The organism is Mesorhizobium sp. M0028, from assembly GCF_040323855.1.
GTDB lineage: Bacteria > Pseudomonadota > Alphaproteobacteria > Rhizobiales > Rhizobiaceae > Mesorhizobium.
On the sequence record NZ_JAMYVG010000017.1, the window covers coordinates 36,038 to 56,051 of the forward strand.

The 20,014-nt window shown below is 63.6% G+C and carries 20 protein-coding genes; 6 read left to right on the forward strand and 14 right to left on the reverse strand.

Translation table 11 applies throughout. The features are described 5' to 3' along the window. Positions 1 to 127: 127 nt before the first annotated feature. On the forward strand, positions 128 to 442 hold the full coding sequence (locus NKJ93_RS24795) for a nuclear transport factor 2 family protein (RefSeq protein ID WP_023719256.1): 315 nt from the start codon (positions 128 to 130) through the stop codon (positions 440 to 442). Between the two features lie 19 nt (positions 443 to 461). Here the strand turns inward: NKJ93_RS24795 and NKJ93_RS24800 are convergent, their stop codons facing one another. The 4 genes from NKJ93_RS24800 to NKJ93_RS24815 form a co-directional block, all read right to left on the reverse strand. Continuing rightward, the gene (locus tag NKJ93_RS24800; RefSeq protein ID WP_023719255.1) at positions 462 to 1,550 is read right to left on the reverse strand and encodes an AbrB family transcriptional regulator; all 1,089 of its coding nucleotides are present in this window, start codon (positions 1,548 to 1,550) and stop codon (positions 462 to 464) included. Positions 1,551 to 1,819: 269 nt separating this feature from the next. Beyond that, a complete protein-coding gene (locus NKJ93_RS24805; RefSeq protein ID WP_023719254.1) occupies positions 1,820 to 2,128 on the reverse strand; it encodes a putative quinol monooxygenase in 309 nt (102 codons plus the stop codon). Between the two features lie 49 nt (positions 2,129 to 2,177). Further along, positions 2,178 to 2,975, reverse strand: a complete 798-nt coding sequence (locus NKJ93_RS24810; protein WP_023719253.1) for an SDR family NAD(P)-dependent oxidoreductase — start codon at positions 2,973 to 2,975, stop codon at positions 2,178 to 2,180. A gap of 72 nt (positions 2,976 to 3,047) precedes the next feature. After that, positions 3,048 to 3,500, reverse strand: a complete 453-nt coding sequence (locus NKJ93_RS24815; protein WP_023719252.1) for a DsrE family protein — start codon at positions 3,498 to 3,500, stop codon at positions 3,048 to 3,050. Positions 3,501 to 3,602: 102 nt separating this feature from the next. On the opposite strand from NKJ93_RS24815, the gene NKJ93_RS24820 reads away from it, so the two are divergent. Together NKJ93_RS24820 and NKJ93_RS24825 are read left to right on the forward strand one after the other, a co-directional pair. Further along, entirely contained in the window at positions 3,603 to 4,703 is a 1,101-nt protein-coding gene (locus NKJ93_RS24820; protein WP_352591694.1) for a hypothetical protein, read from the forward strand. Positions 4,704 to 4,727: 24 nt separating this feature from the next. Next, complete coding sequence (locus NKJ93_RS24825; RefSeq protein WP_023719250.1) at positions 4,728 to 4,976, forward strand: antitoxin; 249 nt, start codon at positions 4,728 to 4,730, stop codon at positions 4,974 to 4,976. A 217-nt stretch (positions 4,977 to 5,193) separates the two neighbouring features. Here the strand turns inward: NKJ93_RS24825 and NKJ93_RS24830 are convergent, their stop codons facing one another. Further along, positions 5,194 to 6,123, reverse strand: a complete 930-nt coding sequence (locus NKJ93_RS24830; protein ID WP_023719249.1) for a cation diffusion facilitator family transporter — start codon at positions 6,121 to 6,123, stop codon at positions 5,194 to 5,196. 32 nt (positions 6,124 to 6,155) lie between these two features. After that, positions 6,156 to 8,345, reverse strand: a complete 2,190-nt coding sequence (locus NKJ93_RS24835) for an anthranilate synthase (protein WP_352494779.1) — start codon at positions 8,343 to 8,345, stop codon at positions 6,156 to 6,158. Positions 8,346 to 8,665: 320 nt separating this feature from the next. On the opposite strand from NKJ93_RS24835, the gene NKJ93_RS24840 reads away from it, so the two are divergent. Next, positions 8,666 to 9,436 carry an isocitrate lyase/PEP mutase family protein gene (locus NKJ93_RS24840; RefSeq protein ID WP_352482053.1) on the forward strand — a complete coding sequence of 257 codons (771 nt, stop codon included), beginning with the start codon at positions 8,666 to 8,668 and terminating at the stop codon, positions 9,434 to 9,436. Between the two features lie 14 nt (positions 9,437 to 9,450). Here NKJ93_RS24840 and NKJ93_RS24845 read toward each other — a convergent pair whose 3' ends face one another. From NKJ93_RS24845 to NKJ93_RS24855, 3 genes are all read right to left on the reverse strand, one after another. Beyond that, positions 9,451 to 10,500, reverse strand: a complete 1,050-nt coding sequence (locus tag NKJ93_RS24845; RefSeq protein WP_352591697.1) for a M14 family metallopeptidase — start codon at positions 10,498 to 10,500, stop codon at positions 9,451 to 9,453. Positions 10,501 to 10,640: 140 nt separating this feature from the next. Beyond that, positions 10,641 to 12,017, reverse strand: a complete 1,377-nt coding sequence (locus NKJ93_RS24850) for an FAD-containing oxidoreductase (RefSeq protein WP_352591699.1) — start codon at positions 12,015 to 12,017, stop codon at positions 10,641 to 10,643. Next, positions 12,014 to 12,475 (reverse strand): DUF4126 domain-containing protein, encoded by a 462-nt coding sequence (locus tag NKJ93_RS24855; protein ID WP_352482058.1) that lies wholly within the window; start codon positions 12,473 to 12,475, stop codon positions 12,014 to 12,016. Before NKJ93_RS24855 ends, NKJ93_RS24850 begins: the two co-directional genes overlap by 4 nt. A gap of 146 nt (positions 12,476 to 12,621) precedes the next feature. Here NKJ93_RS24855 and NKJ93_RS24860 point away from each other — a divergent pair, with 146 nt between their 5' ends. Next, positions 12,622 to 13,179, forward strand: coding sequence for a sugar O-acetyltransferase (locus NKJ93_RS24860; protein WP_352591702.1), 558 nt, complete (start codon positions 12,622 to 12,624; stop codon positions 13,177 to 13,179). 6 nt (positions 13,180 to 13,185) lie between these two features. Here the strand turns inward: NKJ93_RS24860 and NKJ93_RS24865 are convergent, their stop codons facing one another. Beyond that, positions 13,186 to 14,172, reverse strand: coding sequence for a helix-turn-helix domain-containing protein (locus NKJ93_RS24865; RefSeq protein WP_352591704.1), 987 nt, complete (start codon positions 14,170 to 14,172; stop codon positions 13,186 to 13,188). A gap of 128 nt (positions 14,173 to 14,300) precedes the next feature. Here NKJ93_RS24865 and NKJ93_RS24870 point away from each other — a divergent pair, with 128 nt between their 5' ends. Then, positions 14,301 to 14,948, forward strand: coding sequence for a cysteine hydrolase family protein (locus NKJ93_RS24870; RefSeq protein ID WP_352482061.1), 648 nt, complete (start codon positions 14,301 to 14,303; stop codon positions 14,946 to 14,948). 71 nt (positions 14,949 to 15,019) lie between these two features. On the opposite strand, the gene NKJ93_RS24875 is transcribed toward NKJ93_RS24870, so the two are convergent. The 4 genes from NKJ93_RS24875 to NKJ93_RS24890 all read right to left on the reverse strand — a co-directional run bounded on the left by NKJ93_RS24875 (position 15,020) and on the right by NKJ93_RS24890 (position 19,973). Then, entirely contained in the window at positions 15,020 to 16,699 is a 1,680-nt protein-coding gene (locus tag NKJ93_RS24875) for a formate--tetrahydrofolate ligase (RefSeq protein ID WP_352494783.1), read from the reverse strand. A 303-nt stretch (positions 16,700 to 17,002) separates the two neighbouring features. Next, positions 17,003 to 18,127, reverse strand: a complete 1,125-nt coding sequence (locus tag NKJ93_RS24880) for a DUF2333 family protein (protein ID WP_023719239.1) — start codon at positions 18,125 to 18,127, stop codon at positions 17,003 to 17,005. A 15-nt stretch (positions 18,128 to 18,142) separates the two neighbouring features. Beyond that, positions 18,143 to 19,447, reverse strand: coding sequence for a DUF6638 family protein (locus tag NKJ93_RS24885; RefSeq protein ID WP_352494784.1), 1,305 nt, complete (start codon positions 19,445 to 19,447; stop codon positions 18,143 to 18,145). A 109-nt stretch (positions 19,448 to 19,556) separates the two neighbouring features. Further along, positions 19,557 to 19,973, reverse strand: coding sequence for an endonuclease domain-containing protein (locus NKJ93_RS24890; protein ID WP_084642682.1), 417 nt, complete (start codon positions 19,971 to 19,973; stop codon positions 19,557 to 19,559). Between the last annotated feature and the right edge of the window lie 41 nt (positions 19,974 to 20,014).

Below are 20,014 nucleotides of genomic sequence, written 5' to 3' on the forward strand. Positions count from 1 at the left end.
GGGTGGGGCAACTTTGTTCTTGCTTTGTGCCGGCAGCTATGCTACTAATCTGGCTATGGTGCTGATTGGCGCCGAGGACCCGCCGTCGAGGCGGGTTTTTTATTTCCGGCACCTCCCAGGAGGAAACATGACCGCACCCGATCCGATCCGCCGCTTTGTCGAAGCCACCAATGCCGGCGATAGCGAAGCCTTCCTGGACAGTTTCACGCCCGACGCCTTCCTGAGCGACTGGGGCCGGTCGTTCCGGGGCCGCGAGCAGATTGCGCGCTGGAACCAGTCGGACAATATCGGCGTGCAATCCAGGCTCCGCATCGTTCGCGTTGCTCCGGCGGGCGAGAGCTATCACGTGCGCATTGCCGTCACAGGCAACGGCTTCAACGGCGAGGGCGACATGGCGTTCACCCTGGACGGCGAGCGCATCTCCAGCCTGGTGATCAGCTGACGCGCTGCCCGGCTGGTCTTTACTCCCGAAGGCTTCTCGCCACCAGCCGCGCCACGCTTGGGCCGACCAGAAGCACAATCAGGAAGCGTGCCGATTGCAGCGCCATGACGAAGGAGATGTCGACATGCTGCGCGGCGGCGGCGATGATAGCGACGCTGTCCATGCCGCCGGGGCTGGTCGCCAGATAGGCGGTCAGCGGATCGATGCCGAGCAGGCGGCTGATCAGGAAGGCGAGGCCGCCGCAAAAGACGATCAGGGCAATGATCGAGCCGACGATCTGCGGCAGCGCGCGGGCCGCGTGGCGCAAGATGGCCCTGGTGAAATTCAGGCCGATGCTCCAGCCGATTATCGTATAGCTCAAGGCGAGCAGCCAGGGCGGCAGCTGCATGGTCACGCCGAGCCCGAGATGGATCACGGTGCCGAAAATGAAGGTGCCGAGGAAAAACGGCGACGGCAGCCGGAAAAGCTTTCCCGCGAGGCCGCCGACCAGCGCCACGCCGAACGTCGCGGCCAAGCCTTGCGGATCGACCGGCGGGAACCAGACGATGGCCGGCACCTCGATGCCTGAGGTGTCGACCCAAAGCTTGGCCACCAGGGCTGCCGTCATCGAGACGCAGATGACGCGCAGATAGAGCATGAAGGCGACGAGGCGCTGGTCGGCCCCGAAGGCACCGGCCATCAGCACCATGGCGGTGGCGGCGCCCGGCGACGAGCCCCAGACGGCGGTGGTGCCGGGCAGGATGCGCCAGCGGCTGATCAGCCAGCCAAGCAGGCTGGATGCCGCGACCGTCGCCATCACGACGCCGAGGAACAGCGGCCATTCCTTGTAGAAGACGGGAAAGATATCGGCCGAGATGGAACTGGCGACCAGGCAGCCGACGACCGCCTGGGCGGAGCCGAACAGAACCCGCGGCACGCGCACCGTGGCGCCGTTGGTGCCGGCAGCGATGGCCGCCAGCATCGGTCCGATCAAGAGCGCGGCGGGAAGGGCGGCGAGTTCCAGCGCGCCGGCAAACAGCACCGAGACCACCACCAGGACCGGCCACTGCCAGCCCTTGTGGATCCGCGCCAGATGCTCGATGGCCGGCGGGTTCGGGGAAGAATCCATAGATCGGCTCTTAGACCGGTCGCGAAAAAATGCGAACCTTTTTGCGGGGGAAAAGGGCTTGGGTGGTAATGGCACCAGCCATCCGTAGCGATCCTTCGCGCCCCCCTCTGTCCTGCCGGACATCTCCCCCTCTAGTGGGGAGATTGGATGTCACGTCGGCCTTCGCCAATCTCCAAAAAGAGAGCTGTCGGCGAAGCTGCCAATCTCCCCACTTGAGGGGGAGATGGCCGGCAGGCCAGAGGGGGGGCGCTGTCCCGCCGGCCTCTCCTCTATCCCGCCTTCACCGCCGGCAACCCAAACCCACCAACCGGACGCGTTTCCACCTGGAACTCGAAGCCGGCGATGATCGGCCGTGCCTTGGCGATTGCCGCCTGGACTTCGGGCAGCTGCAGCGAAGCCTTGTGGCTTTCGGCGTCGGTCCACACTTCGGTCACCCAGATCGCGTCGGCGTCGACCGGGTCGGTGGCGATGATGTAGTTCAGGCAGCCGGGCATGGCGCCGGTGCTGGCGAGCAGGACCTCCATGACCGCGTCGCGCTGGCCGCGCGTCGCCCGCATCTTGCCGATCAGTCCGTACATTCGCTTTGCTCCGTTGAGATTACGCAACCAGGAGTATGCAGTTCGCCGTCTACGGCATCAACTGGCCGCCATTCACCTCGATCACCTGGCCGGTGATGTAGCCGCTCAACAGATCGGAGGAGAGGAACAGATAGGCGCCAACGCAGTCCTCGGCGGTGCCGGCGCGGCCCTGCGGGATGGTGGCGATCATGCCTTTCATCTGGTCGTCGGTCGAGTAGCGCTCGTGGAAAGGTGTCGCGATCGTGCCGGGCGCCACCGCGTTGACGCGGATGTTGAAACCGATCAGCTCCTTGGCCATGCCGCGCGTGACGTTGGAGACGAAGGCCTTGGCGGAGCCGTAAAGGCCGGCGCCGCCACCGGCGCCGTTGCGCGCGGCGATCGAGGAGGTGTTGACGATGAAGCCGCCCTGCCGCTTCAGCCATGGGATCGCCTTGCGCGAAGCTGTCAGCACGGAACGCGCGTTGAGGTCCATCACCGCGTCGTAATGCGCCTCGGTCTGCTCGGCATAGGGCACGCGGCCGAGCATGCCGCCGGCATTGTTGACGAGGCCGTCGAGCCGGCCGAAATGTTGCGCACTGTCCTCGACGACGCGCTCGACATCGGCGGGGATCGAGAAATCGCCCTGGGTCAGGAACACGTCGCCGCCACCGTTGCGAATGGTCGCCGCCAAGTTTTCGGCAGCCACCCGGCTCGAATTGTAGTGCAGTGCGACGCGACATTTCTGCGCGGCATAGGCAAGTGCAAGCGCCGCGCCGATGCCGGTCGACGCGCCGGTGACCAGCACCGCCTTTCCGGCAAGGTCGGGGATGACCAGAGAGGGGCTGACAAGGGTGGTGGTGGCTGGCACGTCTATTCCTCCGGGGGACTCGGCCTGCTCTTCGTAGGCCCTCGCAGTCCTCGCGTTCAAGTCCGTAAAAGCCTATGGCCTGAGATAGGCGTAGCCCTGGCGCTGCAATTCGGCGAGCTTGACGACACCGCCTCTGTCGGCTGCATGGAAGCCGTCGAGCAGGTCGGCCAGGCCGATATCCATGCCGTGCATGGTATTGGCGCAGGCGTGCGGGCTGAGCCCGTCCTGGACAAGGCCGGCGAAACGCCCGGAAATGGCGGCGGATATGCCCTTCGACTTGAAGGCAGCAAGTGCTGGGCCGTGCACGACAAGCGCGATGTCGACCTTGCCGTCGGTACCTTCGAAGTGGTTCTTGATGTTGCCGAGCACGAAATTGACCTTGTCGAGATCGCTGAGGTGATAGGCGACCTTTTGCCTTTCCTCTTCGACGGGCTTGACTTCAATGGCTGCCGCCTTGGTGGGGCGCAGCCCGAAAAGCCCGGCGGCCCCGGCAAGACCGACGCGGAAAATATCGCGGCGTCGCATGGCTTCATCTCCCATTTAGCCGGCCCGCGCAAATTGCGTGGCCTCGGCCTCGATCCTAGCATAAATTGAAGCCACGTCTTGTCGGGGCAATGGAGGGGTAGCATGACGTCGAGGACCATAATGGGGACCATTGTGGGCGCCGGGCTTGGGGTTGCCTTGCTTGCCGCCGTCGCCGGCACTGCTTTCGCCGACGACACGCTCAAACTCACCGAGCTCAGCCCCGACGGCAAGGACGCCTGTTTCGGCCGCGTCTACGACGCCGCGCATCTCAAGTCGCATCCGCACCAGAAGGTGGCGCGCATCTTCTTCTATTCCGGCCGCGATCCGGTCAGCCGGCCAAACGAGGAGCCAAGCACCGGCATCGATTCCTCCTACAATGGCTTCATGGCGACGACGGTACGCGGCGCCGAGGCGCCGGAATGGCTCGGCGGCTGGTGCAGTCATGAGTCGGAGGACGGCAAGACCGGCCCGATCCGCTGCGGCATGGACTGCGATCGCACCATGGCTTCGCTGAAGGTCGACGACAAGGGCCGGCTGATCGTCTCGGACGTGCAGCCCGACCTCTATCTCGACGCCGGATCGGAAGACGAGCTCGGCAAGGCGGAGTACGAACGGCAGGCGCTGGGCAAGGACGACAACGGCTTCAGGCTCGATCCGATGCCGGCCGCGACCTGCAAGGCGGAGTTCGCCCGCATCGACCCGATCGATCCGGCACTTGGCCCGCCATTGCGCGAGCGGCTGAAGCCGGACCAGGCCTTCTGCTACGGGCGTGACTATGATGCCGCGCATCTCGGCTCGCATCCCGATCAGCTGACCCAGACGATCCGGGTTTTCCGCGGACCGGTCGAGCTGGCATCCTTCGCCAAGGGCGGCGACCTCGCCAATTGGCCGAGCGGCGCAGACATCGCCGTTTCGGTTACCACGCGGCAGAAATCGGCCAAGGTCACGCAGGTCTATAACTGCCAGGGCGAGGGCGACCAGTGGCGCTGCGCGGCGAGCGCGAAGACGGGTGGTGTCTCCTGCGATATCGCGCAAAAGGAGATTTTCCGCCGCCGCGGCGCCAACGGCACGATGATGCTGGCCAACCCAAACAGCGGCCTGCCGATCGTCGATCTGTGCTCGAAGGCGGCGGAAGGCGACACCAGCTCCGACGACAAGGTCTACCGGCTGGAGCCGATGCCGCAGGCCGCCTGCGGGCCTTGATCATGTGACGAGGAGGTGGATGCCATGCGCAAGACAAGGGTGTTTTGGTCCGGCCGCTCGCAGGCGGTGCGCTTGCCGAAGGAGTACCGTTTCGACACCAAAGAGGTTTTCATCAGCCGCCACGGCCAGAGCGTCATTATCGAGCCTCTTGCGCAGGATTGGGCTTGGCTGGACAGAGTGATCGGTCCGCTTGATGACGATTTCGCGGAGGCGGCTCTGGAAAGTCCGTCGGATCAGATCCTCGAATCCATGGCGCGCAGCGGCTCGGAATGAGGGCTACAGCGATCCTTCGCGCCCCCCTCTGTCCTGCCGGACATCTCCCCCACTTGGGGGGAGATCGGCAGCTTCCTCGCGTCACTCACTCCTGCGACTATGGCTATTGGCAAAAGCCGCGGTGACGGCCAATCTCCCCACTTGTGGGGGAGATGTCCGGCAGGACAGAGGGGGGCGCGAAGGATCACGACTGAGCGATTTTTCTGCGCGAATTGCTTCACGCGAACGGCACGGCCGTCGTGCCCTTGGGCAGTTTCGCTTCGTCGTCGGGCTCGACATGGATGATGACGCGAACCGAAGGAATCTCTGCCCGCAGCGCGTCCTCGATGCGGTCGCAGATGACGTGGCTGGCGCCGACCGACATGTCGGCGTCGACGACCAGATGGAACTCGATGAAGGTGGCGCGGCCGGCGATGCGCGTCTTCAGGTCGTGGACCTCGAGCGCGCCCTTGCAATTGGCAGAGATGATGTCGCGGATACGGATATGTTCCTGGGTGTCGACGGCGCGGTCCATCAGCCCGTTCATCGACGAGCCGATGACGTGCCAGCCCTGCCACAGGATGTTCAGCGCCACGATCACCGCAAGAGCCGGATCGAGAACCTGCCAGCCGGTCAGCACGGCGCCGACCAGGCCAATGAACACACCGACCGAGGTCGCTACGTCGGTCATGATATGCCTGCCGTCGGCAACCAGCGCCGGTGATTTTTCACTCCGTCCGGTGCGGATCAGCGTCAAGGCCCAGACGGCGTTGATGACGGTTGCGACGCCGTTGACGGCAAGGCCGGTCCATGGCTGTTCGAGCGGGGCCGGATGCTGCCACGACCACCAGACCTCGTTGAGGATGAGCAGGGCGGCAAGCACGATCAGCACGCCTTCCAGGACGGCCGAGAAATACTCGGCCTTGTGGTGGCCGAACGGATGGTCCTGGTCGGCTGGCTTGTAGCTGACCTGGATCGCCCAATAGGCGGCGGCCGAGGCAATGACGTTGACGATCGATTCCAGCGCGTCCGAATAAAGCGCAACCGAACCGGTGACGTACCAGGCCACCAGCTTGAGGCCGAGCACGACGAAGGCGACGACGATCGACCAGAAAGCGAGGCTGGCGACCTTCTGCCTGGCGGCTGCTTTGATTTCTGCCGCGGTCACTGGGGAAGAAATCCCAACACTGAGCCCTCGAATTAAGCGGCCTTTTCCTTGGCCTTGCGCGGCAGGTGCGCGACGATGTTCTCGATGATGCGCATGCCGGCATTGTGGCCGAGCGTCATGATCGATTCCGGGTGGAACTGCACAGCGGCGATCGGCTCCTTGCGGTGCTCGAAGGCCATGATGATGCCGTCCTCGGTCTCGGCGGTAACGACAAAACCATCGGGCAGCCGCACCGGATCGGCGAAGATAGAATGATAGCGGCCGACCGTCACCTCCTTGGGCAGGCCGGAGAAGATGATGCCCGGCTTCGACACGCGGATGCGCGACGGCTTGCCATGCATCGGGATGTGCAATTGCCGCAGCTCGCCGCCATAGGCCTCGGCCAGCGCCTGCAGCCCGAGGCAGACGCCGAAGATCGGCAGGTCGCGCGCACGGGCTCGCTTGATGGTGGCGGCGCAGTCGAAGTCCTTCGGCGTGCCGGGGCCGGGCGACAGCACGACCAGGTTTGGCTTCAGCCGGTCGAAGACCTCGTCCGGCACCGGCGTGCGCACCGTCGAGACATTGGCGCCGGTCTGGCGGAAATAGTTGGCCAGCGTATGGACGAAGGAGTCCTCGTGGTCGACCAGCAGGATGTTGACGCCATCGCCGACCCGCGCGGTGCTGCGTTCGGTGCTGGCGGCATTGCCTGACTTGGCGTCGCGGATGGCGGAGATCATGGCGGATGCCTTCAGTTCGGTTTCGGCTTCTTCTTCTTCGGGTATGCTGTCGAAGAGCAGCGTGGCGCCGGCGCGCACCTCGGCAATGCCGTCCTTGATGCGGATGGTGCGAAGCGTCAGGCCGGTGTTCATGTCACCGTTGAAATTGACCATGCCGATCGCCCCGCCATACCAGGCGCGCGGGCTCTTCTCGTTCTGCTCGATGAAGCGCATGGCCCATAATTTCGGCGCGCCGGTGACGGTGACGGCCCAGGCATGCGACAGGAAGGCGTCGAAGGCGTCCATGCCTTCGCGCAGCCGTCCCTCAATGTGGTCGACGGTGTGGATCAGGCGCGAATACATCTCGATCTGGCGACGGCCGATGACGCGCACCGAGCCCGGCTCGCAGACCCTCGACTTGTCGTTGCGGTCGACATCCGAGCACATGGTGAGTTCGGACTCGTCCTTCTTGGAATTGAGCAGCTTGAGGATCTGCTCGCTATCGGAAATGGCATCGTCGCCGCGCTTGATAGTGCCGGAGATCGGGCAGGTCTCGACGCGGCGGCCGTTGACGCGAACGAACATTTCCGGCGAGGCGCCGATCAGATATTCGCCCTCGCCGAGATTGATGAAGAAGGAATAGGGCGAGGGATTGATGCTCTTCAGCTTGCGGGAAATCTCGGAGGGCTGGGTTTCGCAGCGTTCGTAGAACATCTGCCCCGGCACCACTTCGAACAGGTCGCCGCGCTCAAAGCTCTTCATCGCCTTGCGCACCAGCTTGGCATATTCGCCGGGCTCGTGGTCGCCGCGCGGCGGGATCCGGTCGGCGGTCCTGAACGGCTCGACGATTTCGTCGCGCGGCAGGCCTTCGGTCGAAAAGCCGTCGCCGGAATAGTCGTAGCGGTCGGTCCAGGCCTTGGTGGAATAGTGGTCGACGACGAGGATCTCGTCGGGCAGGAACAGCACGAGATCGCGCTGGCTTGGCTTGCGCTCGAGCTTGTAGTCGACCGGATCGAACTGGAAGGCGAGGTCGTAGCCGAAGGCGCCATAGAGGCCGAGATTGGCGTCTTCCTCGGTCTTGAACAAAGCAGTGATGGCGCGCAGCACGGTGAACACGGAGGGAACGCGGCTGCGTTCCTCTTCGGTGAAGACACGGCCGGGCTTGGCGACCTCGAGGCGGATGAGTTTGTTCGACGTCTCGGCGATCGTGACATCGTCAAGGCCAGCAAGCACCGTACCGATCACCGGCAAAAGCACCTCGCCACGGCGGTTCAGCGCCTCGATGCGCATGGCGCGGCCGCGTGCCGAGATCACCAGCGGCGGATCGATGATGGCGGTATCCCAGCGCGTATAACGGCCGGGATATTCGTAATTCGAGGAAAACACGGCGCCGCGGCGCGAATTCAGGCCATCGACATAGCCGTCGATCGCGCCCTCATATGGCCGGTCATGGCGCTGGCGGGTAATCGCCACGCCACCCGCGGTGACGAAGCGCTCGGCGCCATTCTCCAGAATTTTCGTCGTCATTGCCGTCTCCATCAGCGTCTTTGGGGCAACGGACCCGGGAATGGCTTGAAAAAAACAAATGGCCGCCCGGACATTCCGCTGCGGCCACCTTCTATTGTCACGCGAACGCGTTCGAACAGGCCGCTGTCAGCGAGCCCACCACCAAATGGTCTTGATCGAACGCATATTCATGGCGAAATCCATAGCCGCGAAAAGCGGTATGCGCAACAGGTTTGAAAATCTGTGGGGTGGCTGCTGCTTTCGCAACCCATGGCACATGGCCAAGACCGGCAGTCCTGCCTAGACTCTGCATCAAACAGCAGGAAGACGGGAAAACATCGATGACCGAGCAGATCGACCGCGCACGGACGTTCCATTCCCTCCATGTCAAGGGAAACCCGATTGTCCTCTACAATGCCTGGGACCCGGGCTCCGCCAAGATCATCGAGCAAGCAGGGGCCAAGGCCATCGCCACCGGAAGCTGGCCGGTCGCGGCCGCTTTCGGATTCGCCGATGGCGAGAAAATCCCGTTGGAACTGGCGCTCGAAAACATCAAACGCATCGTTGCGGCGGTGGATCTGCCGGTAACCATGGACCTCGAGGGCGGTTACGGGGTCGCTCCGGAGGTTGTCGCCCGCAGCGTGGCGCTCGCCGTGCAGGCTGGAGCCGTCGGCTTTAATTTCGAGGATCAGATTGTCGGCGGCAGTGGGCTGCACGACATCGCCATACAGGTGAGGCGGATCGAAGCCGCCGCAGCGGCCGTGAAGACCTCGGGTATTCCGGCCTTCATCAACGCCCGAACCGACATTTTCCTGAAGGCGAAACCGGGTGCGCACGACAAGGCTCTCCTCGATCAGGCGATCGAGCGGGCGCACGCCTACGAAAGGGCCGGAGCGCATGGCTTCTTTGCGCCGGGGCTTGCCGATGAAGGCCTGATCGAGGCGCTCTGCCAGGCAACGGCATTGCCGGTCAACATCATTGCACTGGCGCATGTGCCGCCGCGCCAGAGGCTTGCCGAACTCGGCGTCGCCCGCGTGAGCCATGGTCCGGTGCCTTACCGGCAGATGGCCGAATGGCTGGAGACCAAGGCGCGACAGGCGATTTCGGGGTAGCCTGGCGGGTTGCATCAGTCCTCCAGCGTCCCCGACCTTGCATCGGCACTCTTCCTGTCGCCGACCAGCTTCAAGAGGTCTTCGCCGGCGCGGATGATGCGGCGGGAACGCCGTGTCAGGATGAGGCCGGCCTGAGGCGCCAACACTTCCGTGCGGCCGTCGGGCTCACCCGGCGCGTGGACGATGGTGGCAAGGCGCGCACCCTTGGTGACGCGGTCGCCCGGCTTCACGTGGTAGAGGATCGCGCCCGAGCGGGGCGCCGGCATCATCTCGATGTTTTCGATCGGCGCGACGAGCCCTCCGAAGCCGCCAGGCGCGGGCAGCGCCTGATCCCGGATGACGCCGCGCGCCACCAGCAGCCGGTAGAGCCCTTCGGCATCGGCGCCGGCGAGGGCGCCGTCGACATCGAGTATGCCGCGATATTCGACGGTGGTGGCGACGCGCCGATCGAGGCGCGCGACGTCGGCGGGAACGTTCTGATACGGCATGATCGAGGCGCCTTCGAAGGTGCCGTCGGGATCTTCGTGCCACAGCATCACCGCATCGACGCCCATAGCCGCCGCACAATCCGCCATGGCCGGCCACAGGCTGGTGTGGACGTAGAGGTAGGCGAGGCCTTCATCGTCGCAGTGCAGGTCGAGCACGATGTCGTGGCCGATGGAGAGCTGCAGCAGCCGCGTCTTCAGCCGCTGATCGACCGTGCCGTGCGCCGGCAGGAGCGTGAGGTCGGGCGCGGCGAGCCGCGGAAAGCCGCGATTGAAATTGGTGCGCGTCCCCAGATGGAAGCGGCCCTGATGGTCGCCATAGAGATATTGCGCGCGGCCGATCGGATTGGCCCAGGGCACGATGGTCATATTGCCGCTGATGCGGCCTTCGGCTTCCGCCCTGCTGAGCATCGGCATCAGCGCATCGATGGCAACGACGCCCGGCAATTCGCCGGCATGAAGTGCCGCCTGCAGATAGGCCGAAGGCGCTGTCTTGTCCGTTCCGGTGAAGCGGAAGACGGGGAATTCGTAGGAAACGCCCTCGCTGTCGCCGGCGATGCGTTCGATGGATTTCTGCATGGACTGTCTCCAGGAAACGAGACCGAACACATGCCCTTTCGCCAATACACTGTCGATTGGTCCAGCTTTTCGCGCTATGGGCGCACGGCTCTATCCGGGCTTGGCGCTCAAAGGATCGCGAGATAACGCCTGCGCCCGGCCTATGCCAGCGGCTTCAATTCCTGGGCGATGGTCGGCAGAAGCTCCGAGACGTTCGGGTGGATGTGCACCGCGCGCGCCAGCGTACTGACCGGCGCCTTGGCATACATCAGATCGAGCACGCAGTGCACTGCCTCGTCGCCACCCGGGCCGAGCACCGAACAGCCGAGGATTTCCTTGGTGTCGGCATCGACCAGGATCTTCATGAAGCCTTGCGTCTCACCTTTTTCGACGGCACGGCTGACGCGGGTCATTGGCCGCTGGCCGACAAGGGCGCGGCGGCCGGATTTCCTTACCGCGGCTTCGGTCATGCCGCAGCGGCCGAGTGGTGGGTCGATATAGAGCGCATAGGCCTCGATGCGGTCGCTGACCTTGCGCGGATCGTTGTCGAGCAGGTTGGCGGCGACAATCTCGTAGTCATTGTACGAGGTGTGGGTGAAGGCGCCCTTGCCGTTGCAGTCGCCCATCGCCCAGATGCCGGGCACGCTGGTGCGCAGCTGGTCGTCGACGACGATGAAGCCGCGTTTGTCGACCTCGACGCCGGCTTTGTCGAGGCCGAGATCGTCGGTGTTTGGCGTGCGGCCCAGGGCCAGCAGCACATGCGAGCCGACCGCAGCCGCCTTGCCTGGCGAGAAGGTCACGGCGATTTCGTTGCCTCGCCTGGCGAAGCGGATATCGTCGGCGCCGAGATGGACGGCAATGGCTTCGTTTTCGAGGATCGACAAAATGGCGTCCGAGACGTCATCGTCCTCGCGGCCGATCAGGCGCGGGCTCTTTTCGATGACCGTGACTTCGGAACCGAAGCGGCGGAACATCTGCGCGAATTCGAGCGAGACATAGCTGCCGCCGACGACGATGAGATGGCGCGGCAGCACGTCGAGATCCATCATCGACGAATTGGTCAGGTAAGAAATGCCGTCGAGGCCGGGCAGGTCGGGCACCGAGGCGCGGCCGCCGGTGTTGAGGAAGATCTTTTCGGCGCTCAGCAGATCGTCGCCGACGCGCACCGTATTGGCGGTCACGAAGCGCGCATGGCCGCGATAGAGCGTGCATTTGTCCATGCCGGCAATCCAGTCTTCGAGATTGCCGCGGGCATCGTTCGAGACTTTGTCCTTGCGCGCCTTGATCGCCTTGTAGTTGACGCCGATGGGACCGGAGAGCGTCACACCGTAGTCCGCGGCGCAGCGGGCGAGATGCGCGGCATAGGCGCTTGCCACCATCGTTTTGGTCGGCGTGCAGCCGGTATTGACGCAAGTGCCGCCGACCAGCTTTCGCTCGATCAGCGCCACGCTCATGCCGGCCGCATTCAGCCGGCCGGCGAGCGGTGGGCCGGCCTGCCCGGCACCGACGATGATGGCGTCGAATGTCTTTGCCGTCATGCCACCGCCGCCACGATCAGAAGCCCGCCGACGATCGCCACCGCGTCCTCGATGAAGGCGGCGGGCGGGTCCTTGCCGAAGGCGGTGGCCAGGCGTTTACGCGCCTCGGCGCCGCCCAACGTGCCGATCACCGCGCCGACGGCGCCGGCGATCAGGCCGCCGATGGTGGCGCCGCCGGTGGCGCCGATCACCGCGCCGGTGAAAGCGCCCAAGACGATGCGCGTGCCGAATTGCTGCGGCACCTTGCGGCTCGGCGCCGATGGCAGCTGGTCGGTGACCAGTTCGGCGATGGCCAGGATGGTGAAGATGCCGACGGCGATCCAGTGACCCATGAAACTCGCCCAGGTGCCGGTGACCGGCAACCAGCCTAGCCAGGCGCCCCAGGCGACCGCGGCGGGCGCAGTCATGGCGCGAAGCCCGGCAACGATGCCAATCAGGAGTGCAAGAATGTACAGCATGATTGATCCCTCGATGGCCGGCTTGGGACAGGTCCGAGAGAGCAAGCTACCATAGGTCCGGTATTTGACCAGAGGTGGTGTCGCCGCCGGCGCTTCCGTATTTTCACCAGTTGTGCTTGGCAAAGATTGAGACTGGAGTTGCGGCCATGACGGGGAGCGAACGCACGAAAATGGCGGCGGGCGAGTGGTATTGCTGCCTCGACCCGGAACTGGAGGCGCTGCGGATCACGGCACGCGACGCGGTGTTCGAGCACAACAGCCTGCCACCACGACAGCGCGGCGATATCGGGCCTGCCTTGCGGGCGCTGCTCGGCGCTGCAGGCGAGGGCGCCCGGATCGAAGCGCCGTCCCACTGCGCTTATGGCTTCAACATCTTTCTCGGCGACCGCGTCTTCCTCAATGCCGGCTGCACCATTCTCGATACGGCGCAAGTCCGCATCGGCAAGGGAACGCTGCTCGGCCCGAATGTGCAGATCTATTGCGCCGAGCACCACAAGCAGGCTGCCGGGCGGCGGGCAGGGCTGGAGATCGCCAGGCCGATCGAGATCGGCGACAATGTCTGGATCGGCGGCAGTGCCATCATCCTCGGCGGGGTCAGGATCGGTGATGGCGCCATCGTCGGCGCCGGTGCCGTGGTGACGCGCGACGTGGCGGCGAACACCACGGTGGTCGGCAATCCGGCACGGGTAATCAGGAGCGGGTGAGCCGGATCAGCGTGAAGCGCCGCGTCTATCCAAATCGACACTCCTCGAGAATTCGCGCCGGTATTGCACGGGCGAGGTTCTGAGCCGCGCTGCGAAATGCTGGCGCAGCGAGGTGGCGCTGCCGAAGCCGGCCTCGAAGGCAACCGTATCCATCGATTTTTCCGTTGCTTCCAGCAGCCGCTGCGCCAGTTGCACACGCTGGTCGGTCAGCCAGTCGCCGAAACTGGTGCCGATCGTTTTCTGGAAACGGCGCGTGAACGTCCGGCGAGTGAGGCCGGCGAGACCGGCAACGCTGTCCAGACTGTGCGGATCACTCAGGGTTTTGCGCACCGTTTCGAGAGCCTGGGTGAAGCGGTCCGCATTGCCGGTCCTGGCGATGGGACGTTCGATGAATTGCGCCTGCCCGCCCTGCCGATGCGGAGAAAGCACGATCTGCCGGGCAAGGCGAAGCGCTGCCTCCGCGCCGTAACGAGCCCGTACGACGTGCAGGCAGCAGTCAAGCCCGGCGGCTACGCCGGCGGATGTCACGACATCGCCATCGTCGATGTAGAGCACTTCTGGTTCGACGAGAATGTCGGGATAGAGTTCCTGCAGCTGATCCGCGTAGGCCCAGTGCGTCGCGGCTCGCCGCCCCGAAAGCAATCCGGTCGCCGCGACAGCGAACGTTCCCAAGCACAGTCCGACAATCAGCGCGCCGCGCTCGTGCGCGCCAAGCAACGCCTCGATCAGTGTCGTCGGCGGTGAGATCCCGAGATTCTTCCAACTCGGCACGATGACGATGTCGGCATCATCGAGCGCTGAAAGCCCGTGCGGGACACTGATGGTCAGCCCGGCATCAGTGCGGATCCGCCCGTTCTCAATCGCGCAGACCCGGAAGTCGAAGCGCGGCAGGCCGAGCGTCGTGCGATCCGCGCCGAACACGAGACACGGCACGGAGAGATGAAACGGGCTGATGCCATCGAAGGCGATGGCGGCAACGACAGGATCGGCCATGGGAGCTCCAGCAAAGGGTGACACCGATTGTCCCAATTCTTTCGAACAATGTCAATCGGGACACTTTTTGCGATCCGGCGCCGCGCTTATCGTCCACCCATCAATGCCAAACGGGAAAGGAAAACCCCATGTCGGACCCAGCCAAAGGCAAAGCTCCACGCCGCGCCCTCATCGTCATCGATGTTCAGAACGACTATGACGGCGGCAACCTCGCCATCCAGCATCCGCCGTTCCGCGAGAGCGTCGTCAATGTGGCGCGAGCGATGGACGCGGCCACCGAGGCAGGCGTCAAGGTGGTGGTCATCAAGCAGTTGGCACCGGAAACCTCATCGGTCTTCGCCAAGGGCAGCCATGGCGCCGAGTTGCACCCGGAAATCGCCAGGCGAAACCGCGACCACTACATCGAAAAGAACTTGCCCAGCGCCTTCACCGGCACGGATTTAGAGGAGTGGCTGCGCGCCAACTCTATCGATACGATCACGGTCATCGGCTACATGACGCATAATTGCGATCTGTCCACGGTCATCCATGCCGTGCATATGGGTTTTGAGGTCGAGTTCCTGTCGGACGCGACGGGGTCGTTGCCCTACGCCAACAGCGCCGGCTACGCTTCGGGCGAGGAAATCCATCGCGTCGTGACGATCGTATTGCAGTCGCGCTTCGCGGCCGTTCTCAAAACCGCCGAATGGATCGATTGCCTGAAGACCGGCGTGGTACCCCAGCACGACACACCCTATGCCTCCAACCAGCGCGCGCTGGCGCGAAGCGCGGCGTAGGAGACTATTGCGAGCAGGCAGAGGGGCGCCGCAGCGTTGCGGCGCCCTTTGCCGTTCGAGCGTTGATATCCTTAGAACAGGCCCTCGATCTGGCCCATTTCGTTCAGGAAGATCTTTTCCGAGGATGGCGCTTTGGGCAGACCGGGCATGGTCATCACCTCGCCGCAGATGATGACGACGAAGCCGGCGCCGGCAGACAGCCTGACCTCGCGCACCGGCACGGTGTGGCCGGTCGGCGCGCCGCGCAGATTCGGATCGGTGGAGAAGGAATATTGCGTCTTGGCCATGCAGACCGGCAAATGACCGTAGCCGGCGTGCTCCCAGGCGTGGAGCTGGTCGCGCACCGATTTGTCGGCGATCGCTTCGGAACCGCGATAGATGCGCTGGACGATGGTGTTGATCTTCTCGAACAGCGGCATGGCGTCGGGATAGAGCGGGGCAAATTGCGACGCGCCGGATTCGGCCAACGCCACGACTCTTTTGGCCAGTTCCTCGATGCCGGCCGATCCCTGAGCCCAGTGCTTGCACAGGATCGCCTCTTCGCCCATCGAGGCGACATAATCCTTCATCGCCTGGATCTCTGCCTCGGTGTCGGAGTAGAAATGGTTGATGGCGACCACGGCCGGCACACCGAACTGGCGGATGTTCTCGATGTGGCGGCCGAGATTCGCACATCCCTTCTTGACCGCCTCGACGTTCTCCTTGCCGAGTTCCTCCTTCTTGACGCCGCCATTCATCTTCATGGCGCGAACCGTGGCGACGATGACCGCCGCTGCCGGCCTCAGGCCGGCCTTGCGGCATTTGATGTCGAAGAACTTTTCGGCACCGAGATCGGCGCCGAAACCGGCTTCGGTGACGACGTAATCGGCAAGCTTCAGCGCCGTCGTGGTGGCAACGACGGAGTTGCAGCCATGCGCGATGTTGGCGAAGGGGCCGCCATGGACGAAAGCCGGGTTGTTCTCCAGCGTCTGCACGAGATTGGGCTGCATGGCGTCCTTCAAGAGTACGGCCATCGCGCCGTCGGCCTTGAGGTCGCGGGCATAGACGGCCGACTTGTCGCGACGATAGGCGACGATGATGTCGCCGAGGCGCTTTTCCAGGTCCTTCAGGTCGGTCGACAGGCACAGGATGGCCATGACTTCCGAGGCGACTGTGATGTCGAAACCGGCCTCGCGCGGGAAACCGTTGGCGACGCCGCCGAGCGAACAGATGATCTCGCGCAGCGACCGGTCGTTCATGTCCATGACGCGGCGCCAGACGACACGGCGGGTGTCGATGCCGAGCTCGTTGCCCCAATAGATATGGTTGTCGATCAGCGCCGACAGCAAGTTATGGGCGGTGGTGATGGCATGGAAATCGCCGGTGAAGTGGAGGTTCATGTCCTCCATCGGCACGACCTGCGCATAGCCGCCGCCGGCGGCACCGCCCTTGACGCCGAAATTCGGTCCGAGCGAAGCCTCGCGGATGCAGACGATGGCCTTCTTGCCGATGCGGTTGAGGCCATCGCCCAAGCCCACCGTCGTCGTCGTCTTGCCTTCGCCGGCCGGTGTCGGGTTGATGGCGGTCACGAGGATCAGCTTGCCGTCCTTGTTGCCCTTCACCGACTTGATGAACTCGGCCGAGATCTTCGCCTTGTCGTGGCCGTAGGGCAGAAGATGTTCGCTCGGAATGCCGATCTTCTGGCCGATCTCCTGGATCTGCTTCTTCCTGGCGCCGCGCGCGATCTCGATGTCGGACTTCACTTCGGCCATGACGGCTTCCCTCTGAATTGAACGGATTCGATTACTGTGGTCGCAAGCCCGGCACTGCAGGCGCGGGCATGTTCTACCCCTGTCGCTGCCGCGGCGTCAACTTTCATGCAACTATGTTTCCTACGAAGAAAGTGCCTCTGCGGTCGGCTGCCCTGCTACAGGTTCTTTTTTCGCGCCGGTCGCCGCGCCGTATAGAAGCCAGAGCAGGCGCGGTTCCGCCGTCTCAAAACAGCCGCGTAATACGCGAAAAGCGACAGAAGCAACGGCGCAAATTCACCAGCGCCGGCTGCGCGGAACGATCCGCTACTGCGTCAGCACGTTGCTGATCTCGACCATGTTCGAGCGGACCCTGAGTATGTAAAACCCCATCGTCGTCAGATGTGTCGGCAACAGCCAGCCGTCCTCGCGGCCATTGGCGATGATGAAGGGCTGGATGCGCAGCGCCGAGACGAATTGCGCGTCCATCGTATCCCACAGGTTCTGCAGGTGCTTTTCCTTGATGACGTCCTCGAAGTCGGCCTGCGCGCCCTTCATCAGCCCGTAATAGGCATAAAGCTGGCCATAGGCGAACCAGAAGCGGTCGTCGGCACGGGTGTCGAACCAGCCATTGTTGTGGTTTTCGGCACGCTCCTTGAGGATCGCCGAGGTCGAGCCGATGTCGGACGAGATGCGGTCGATATACTGCTTGAGATTGTCGGCGCGGGCATCGAACGTGGCCTGGCAGGCTGCCAGACGGGCGTTGAAGGAACGCAGCTTGCGCACCGCGTCGCGATAATAGCTCGGGGTCGGCGTCTTGGGACCAAACGGGTTCAAGCCGAAGTACCAGGTTTCCTCATCGAACTGCAGATTGCCGCGGGCGTCCTGCAGGTCGGCGTCGATCTGCGAGGTGGTGCGGACGCGGCCGAGATTGTCGGCAAGCTCGGTCGCCGTGCGCCGCACCGCCTGGTTGATGCCGCGCTGGAACGAAGCCTTGTTGTCCATGAACGGCGTGTGGTCCCAGTCGATGCCGAACAGGCCGAGCTTGTAGAGGATCATCGACGACACCCAGGCATTCTGGTTGACGTTGAAGTCGGTCAGGTCGGCCGCAACCTGGGCAATGGCTGAATTTCCGCAGGTCTTGGCCGTGTCGGTGCCGGCGCCTGCAGAGACCTGTTCACCGGCGGAGCTGTTGCGCTTTTCGAACGTGTATTTGTCGACGTAATTCGGGTCGAAATTGTTCCACCACTGGGTGGCGTAGAAGAAATTAATGTAGAGGCCGATCAGCACGACGACAGCCAGGCCGAGCACCGCCTTCAGGATCCAGCCGCGTTGCGTGTACCAGCGCCCCGCCCACAGGAACGGCCACAGGATCGCGCCGATGAGCAAGCCGATGCCGCGGCCAATCCACTGGAAAATCCGGGTGAAGAAATTCACGATCGGATCAAGCATGGCGATGTCACCCCCTCAGTCAGTCAAGCCGTAGAGGCGTGTGCGAAACGCCACCTTGTCCTTCAAATATGTGGTTTTCAGAACGTCCACAACATGCGATCGCCAAGCGTCGCTGAAGCCGTCATAATCCCTGTAGAAGCCCGGCTTGTTGAAGACGTAACGCGAAACGAAGTCCTGCGGCACGAAGTCCGAGATCAGCTGGTTGGTCAGCCAGGCGTCTTGATGGTCCGGCTTGGCGCGGATCACCAGGAAGCGCTGCTGCGGGAACACATCCTCTATCTTGAGATGGCCGAGCTGAGCGATCTCGCGCTTGGCGGCGTTGAGGAAGGGAAAATTGCCATCCCTGGCGATCAGATCGGCATGGCCGTGGATCCAGGTCTGCAGCCAGACCTTGTCGACGTCGGTCAGATTGCGGTCGGGCTCGGCGTCGCGGATCAGCGCGCGCACCACCATTTCGGCGCGATGCTCGAGATAGCCGGAGGTTTCGATCCATGAGGCGCGCGGCAGCTCGATGCGGCCGGTCGAAGCGAGGAACTTGAACACCTTGTCGGCGTCGTGGATCGAGAGGTAGCTCACCTGCCACGGCCGCGAACGGCGGAAACCCGGCGCTGCCGGGTCGCTGATCACCGTCGTCACGTCGGGATCGACGAACACATAGAGCCCGCCGAAATGGCTGGTCCAATAGGCGTTGTGGCGGAAGATCACCTGGTCCGGCACCAGCGCATTCTCGCGGATGTCGCCGCAGACCTTCGCCAGCTCGACCATGTGTGCAAGCATGGCATTGTCGCGCCAGGCATCCGGTTCCTGCTTCAGCCGGTCGACCAGCTTGCCGAGCTCGGCGGCCTTGCCCAGCACGTCCTCGGCCGACAGCACCTTGAACTCGACCTGGTTGATCGACAGCAGATCCTCGATGTCGTCGACCTTGGGGACTGAATCCTCGATCTCGCCGTAGATGACGTCCTTGATTGTCAGCGCATCGATGGCGCGCTGGTTCTTCGACATGAACTCGTACATCAACAGCGAGGTGTTGGAGAAAGCCGTGTGCACCACCGGCAGGTCGATCTGCGACGGCGTCAGGATGATGAAGCGGCGGTTGACCTCGTTCGGATCGAGGTAGCTGTAGTCGCCGCATTCCTCGGCGACCTGCGGCGAAAAGCCGGTACGGTCGATCTCGAAGCTTTTCAGCTTGGTCGGCTTCAGCCCGAAGGCGACCATCGCCTTGTTGTAGCGCTGGATCAGATGCGGCTCGTCGACCGTCAGCAGCCGGCCGTAGATCAGCTCGTTGTCGCGTAGCAGGTCGGGTTTCTTGGCAGGACTCATGCGCGTAGTCCCAACGGATCTTGCGCTGGATGACCGAGCTCCAACGCTGACGCCCCCCTCTCCCCGTTCTTCACGGGGAGAGGGTAAGGGTGAGGGGCAGCGCAAACGGTCAAGGACATGTCTCTCCATAGCCTTTGGCGGCGACAAATCGAAGATCACGCGTTTCGATATGGCGTTCGAGGCGCCCTTCGATCGCAGCCACCACTGTTTCAAGGACTGCTTCCCGCTCCTTCAATACGTCTACGTTCCAAAAGCGAAGGATAGACCAGCCATCGGAGACGATGAAGCGATCTCGGATTCGATCATATTGGCTGCCGACATGCTGACTGCCATCGACTTCGACGACGAGCTGGCAGTCTCTGCAGGCGAAATCGACGAAGTAAGAGCCTATCGGCAACTGCCGTACGAATTTATGGCCGTTCAGTCTGCGGTCGCGCAATTCCAGCCAGAGCGCGGTTTCTGCATCGTTGTCGGATTGACGCAGGCGCCTTGCGCGCTTGGTTGTGTCTATTTCTGGCCCACGCATGCGCTGCCCCTCACCCTTACCCTCTCCCCGTGAAGAACGGG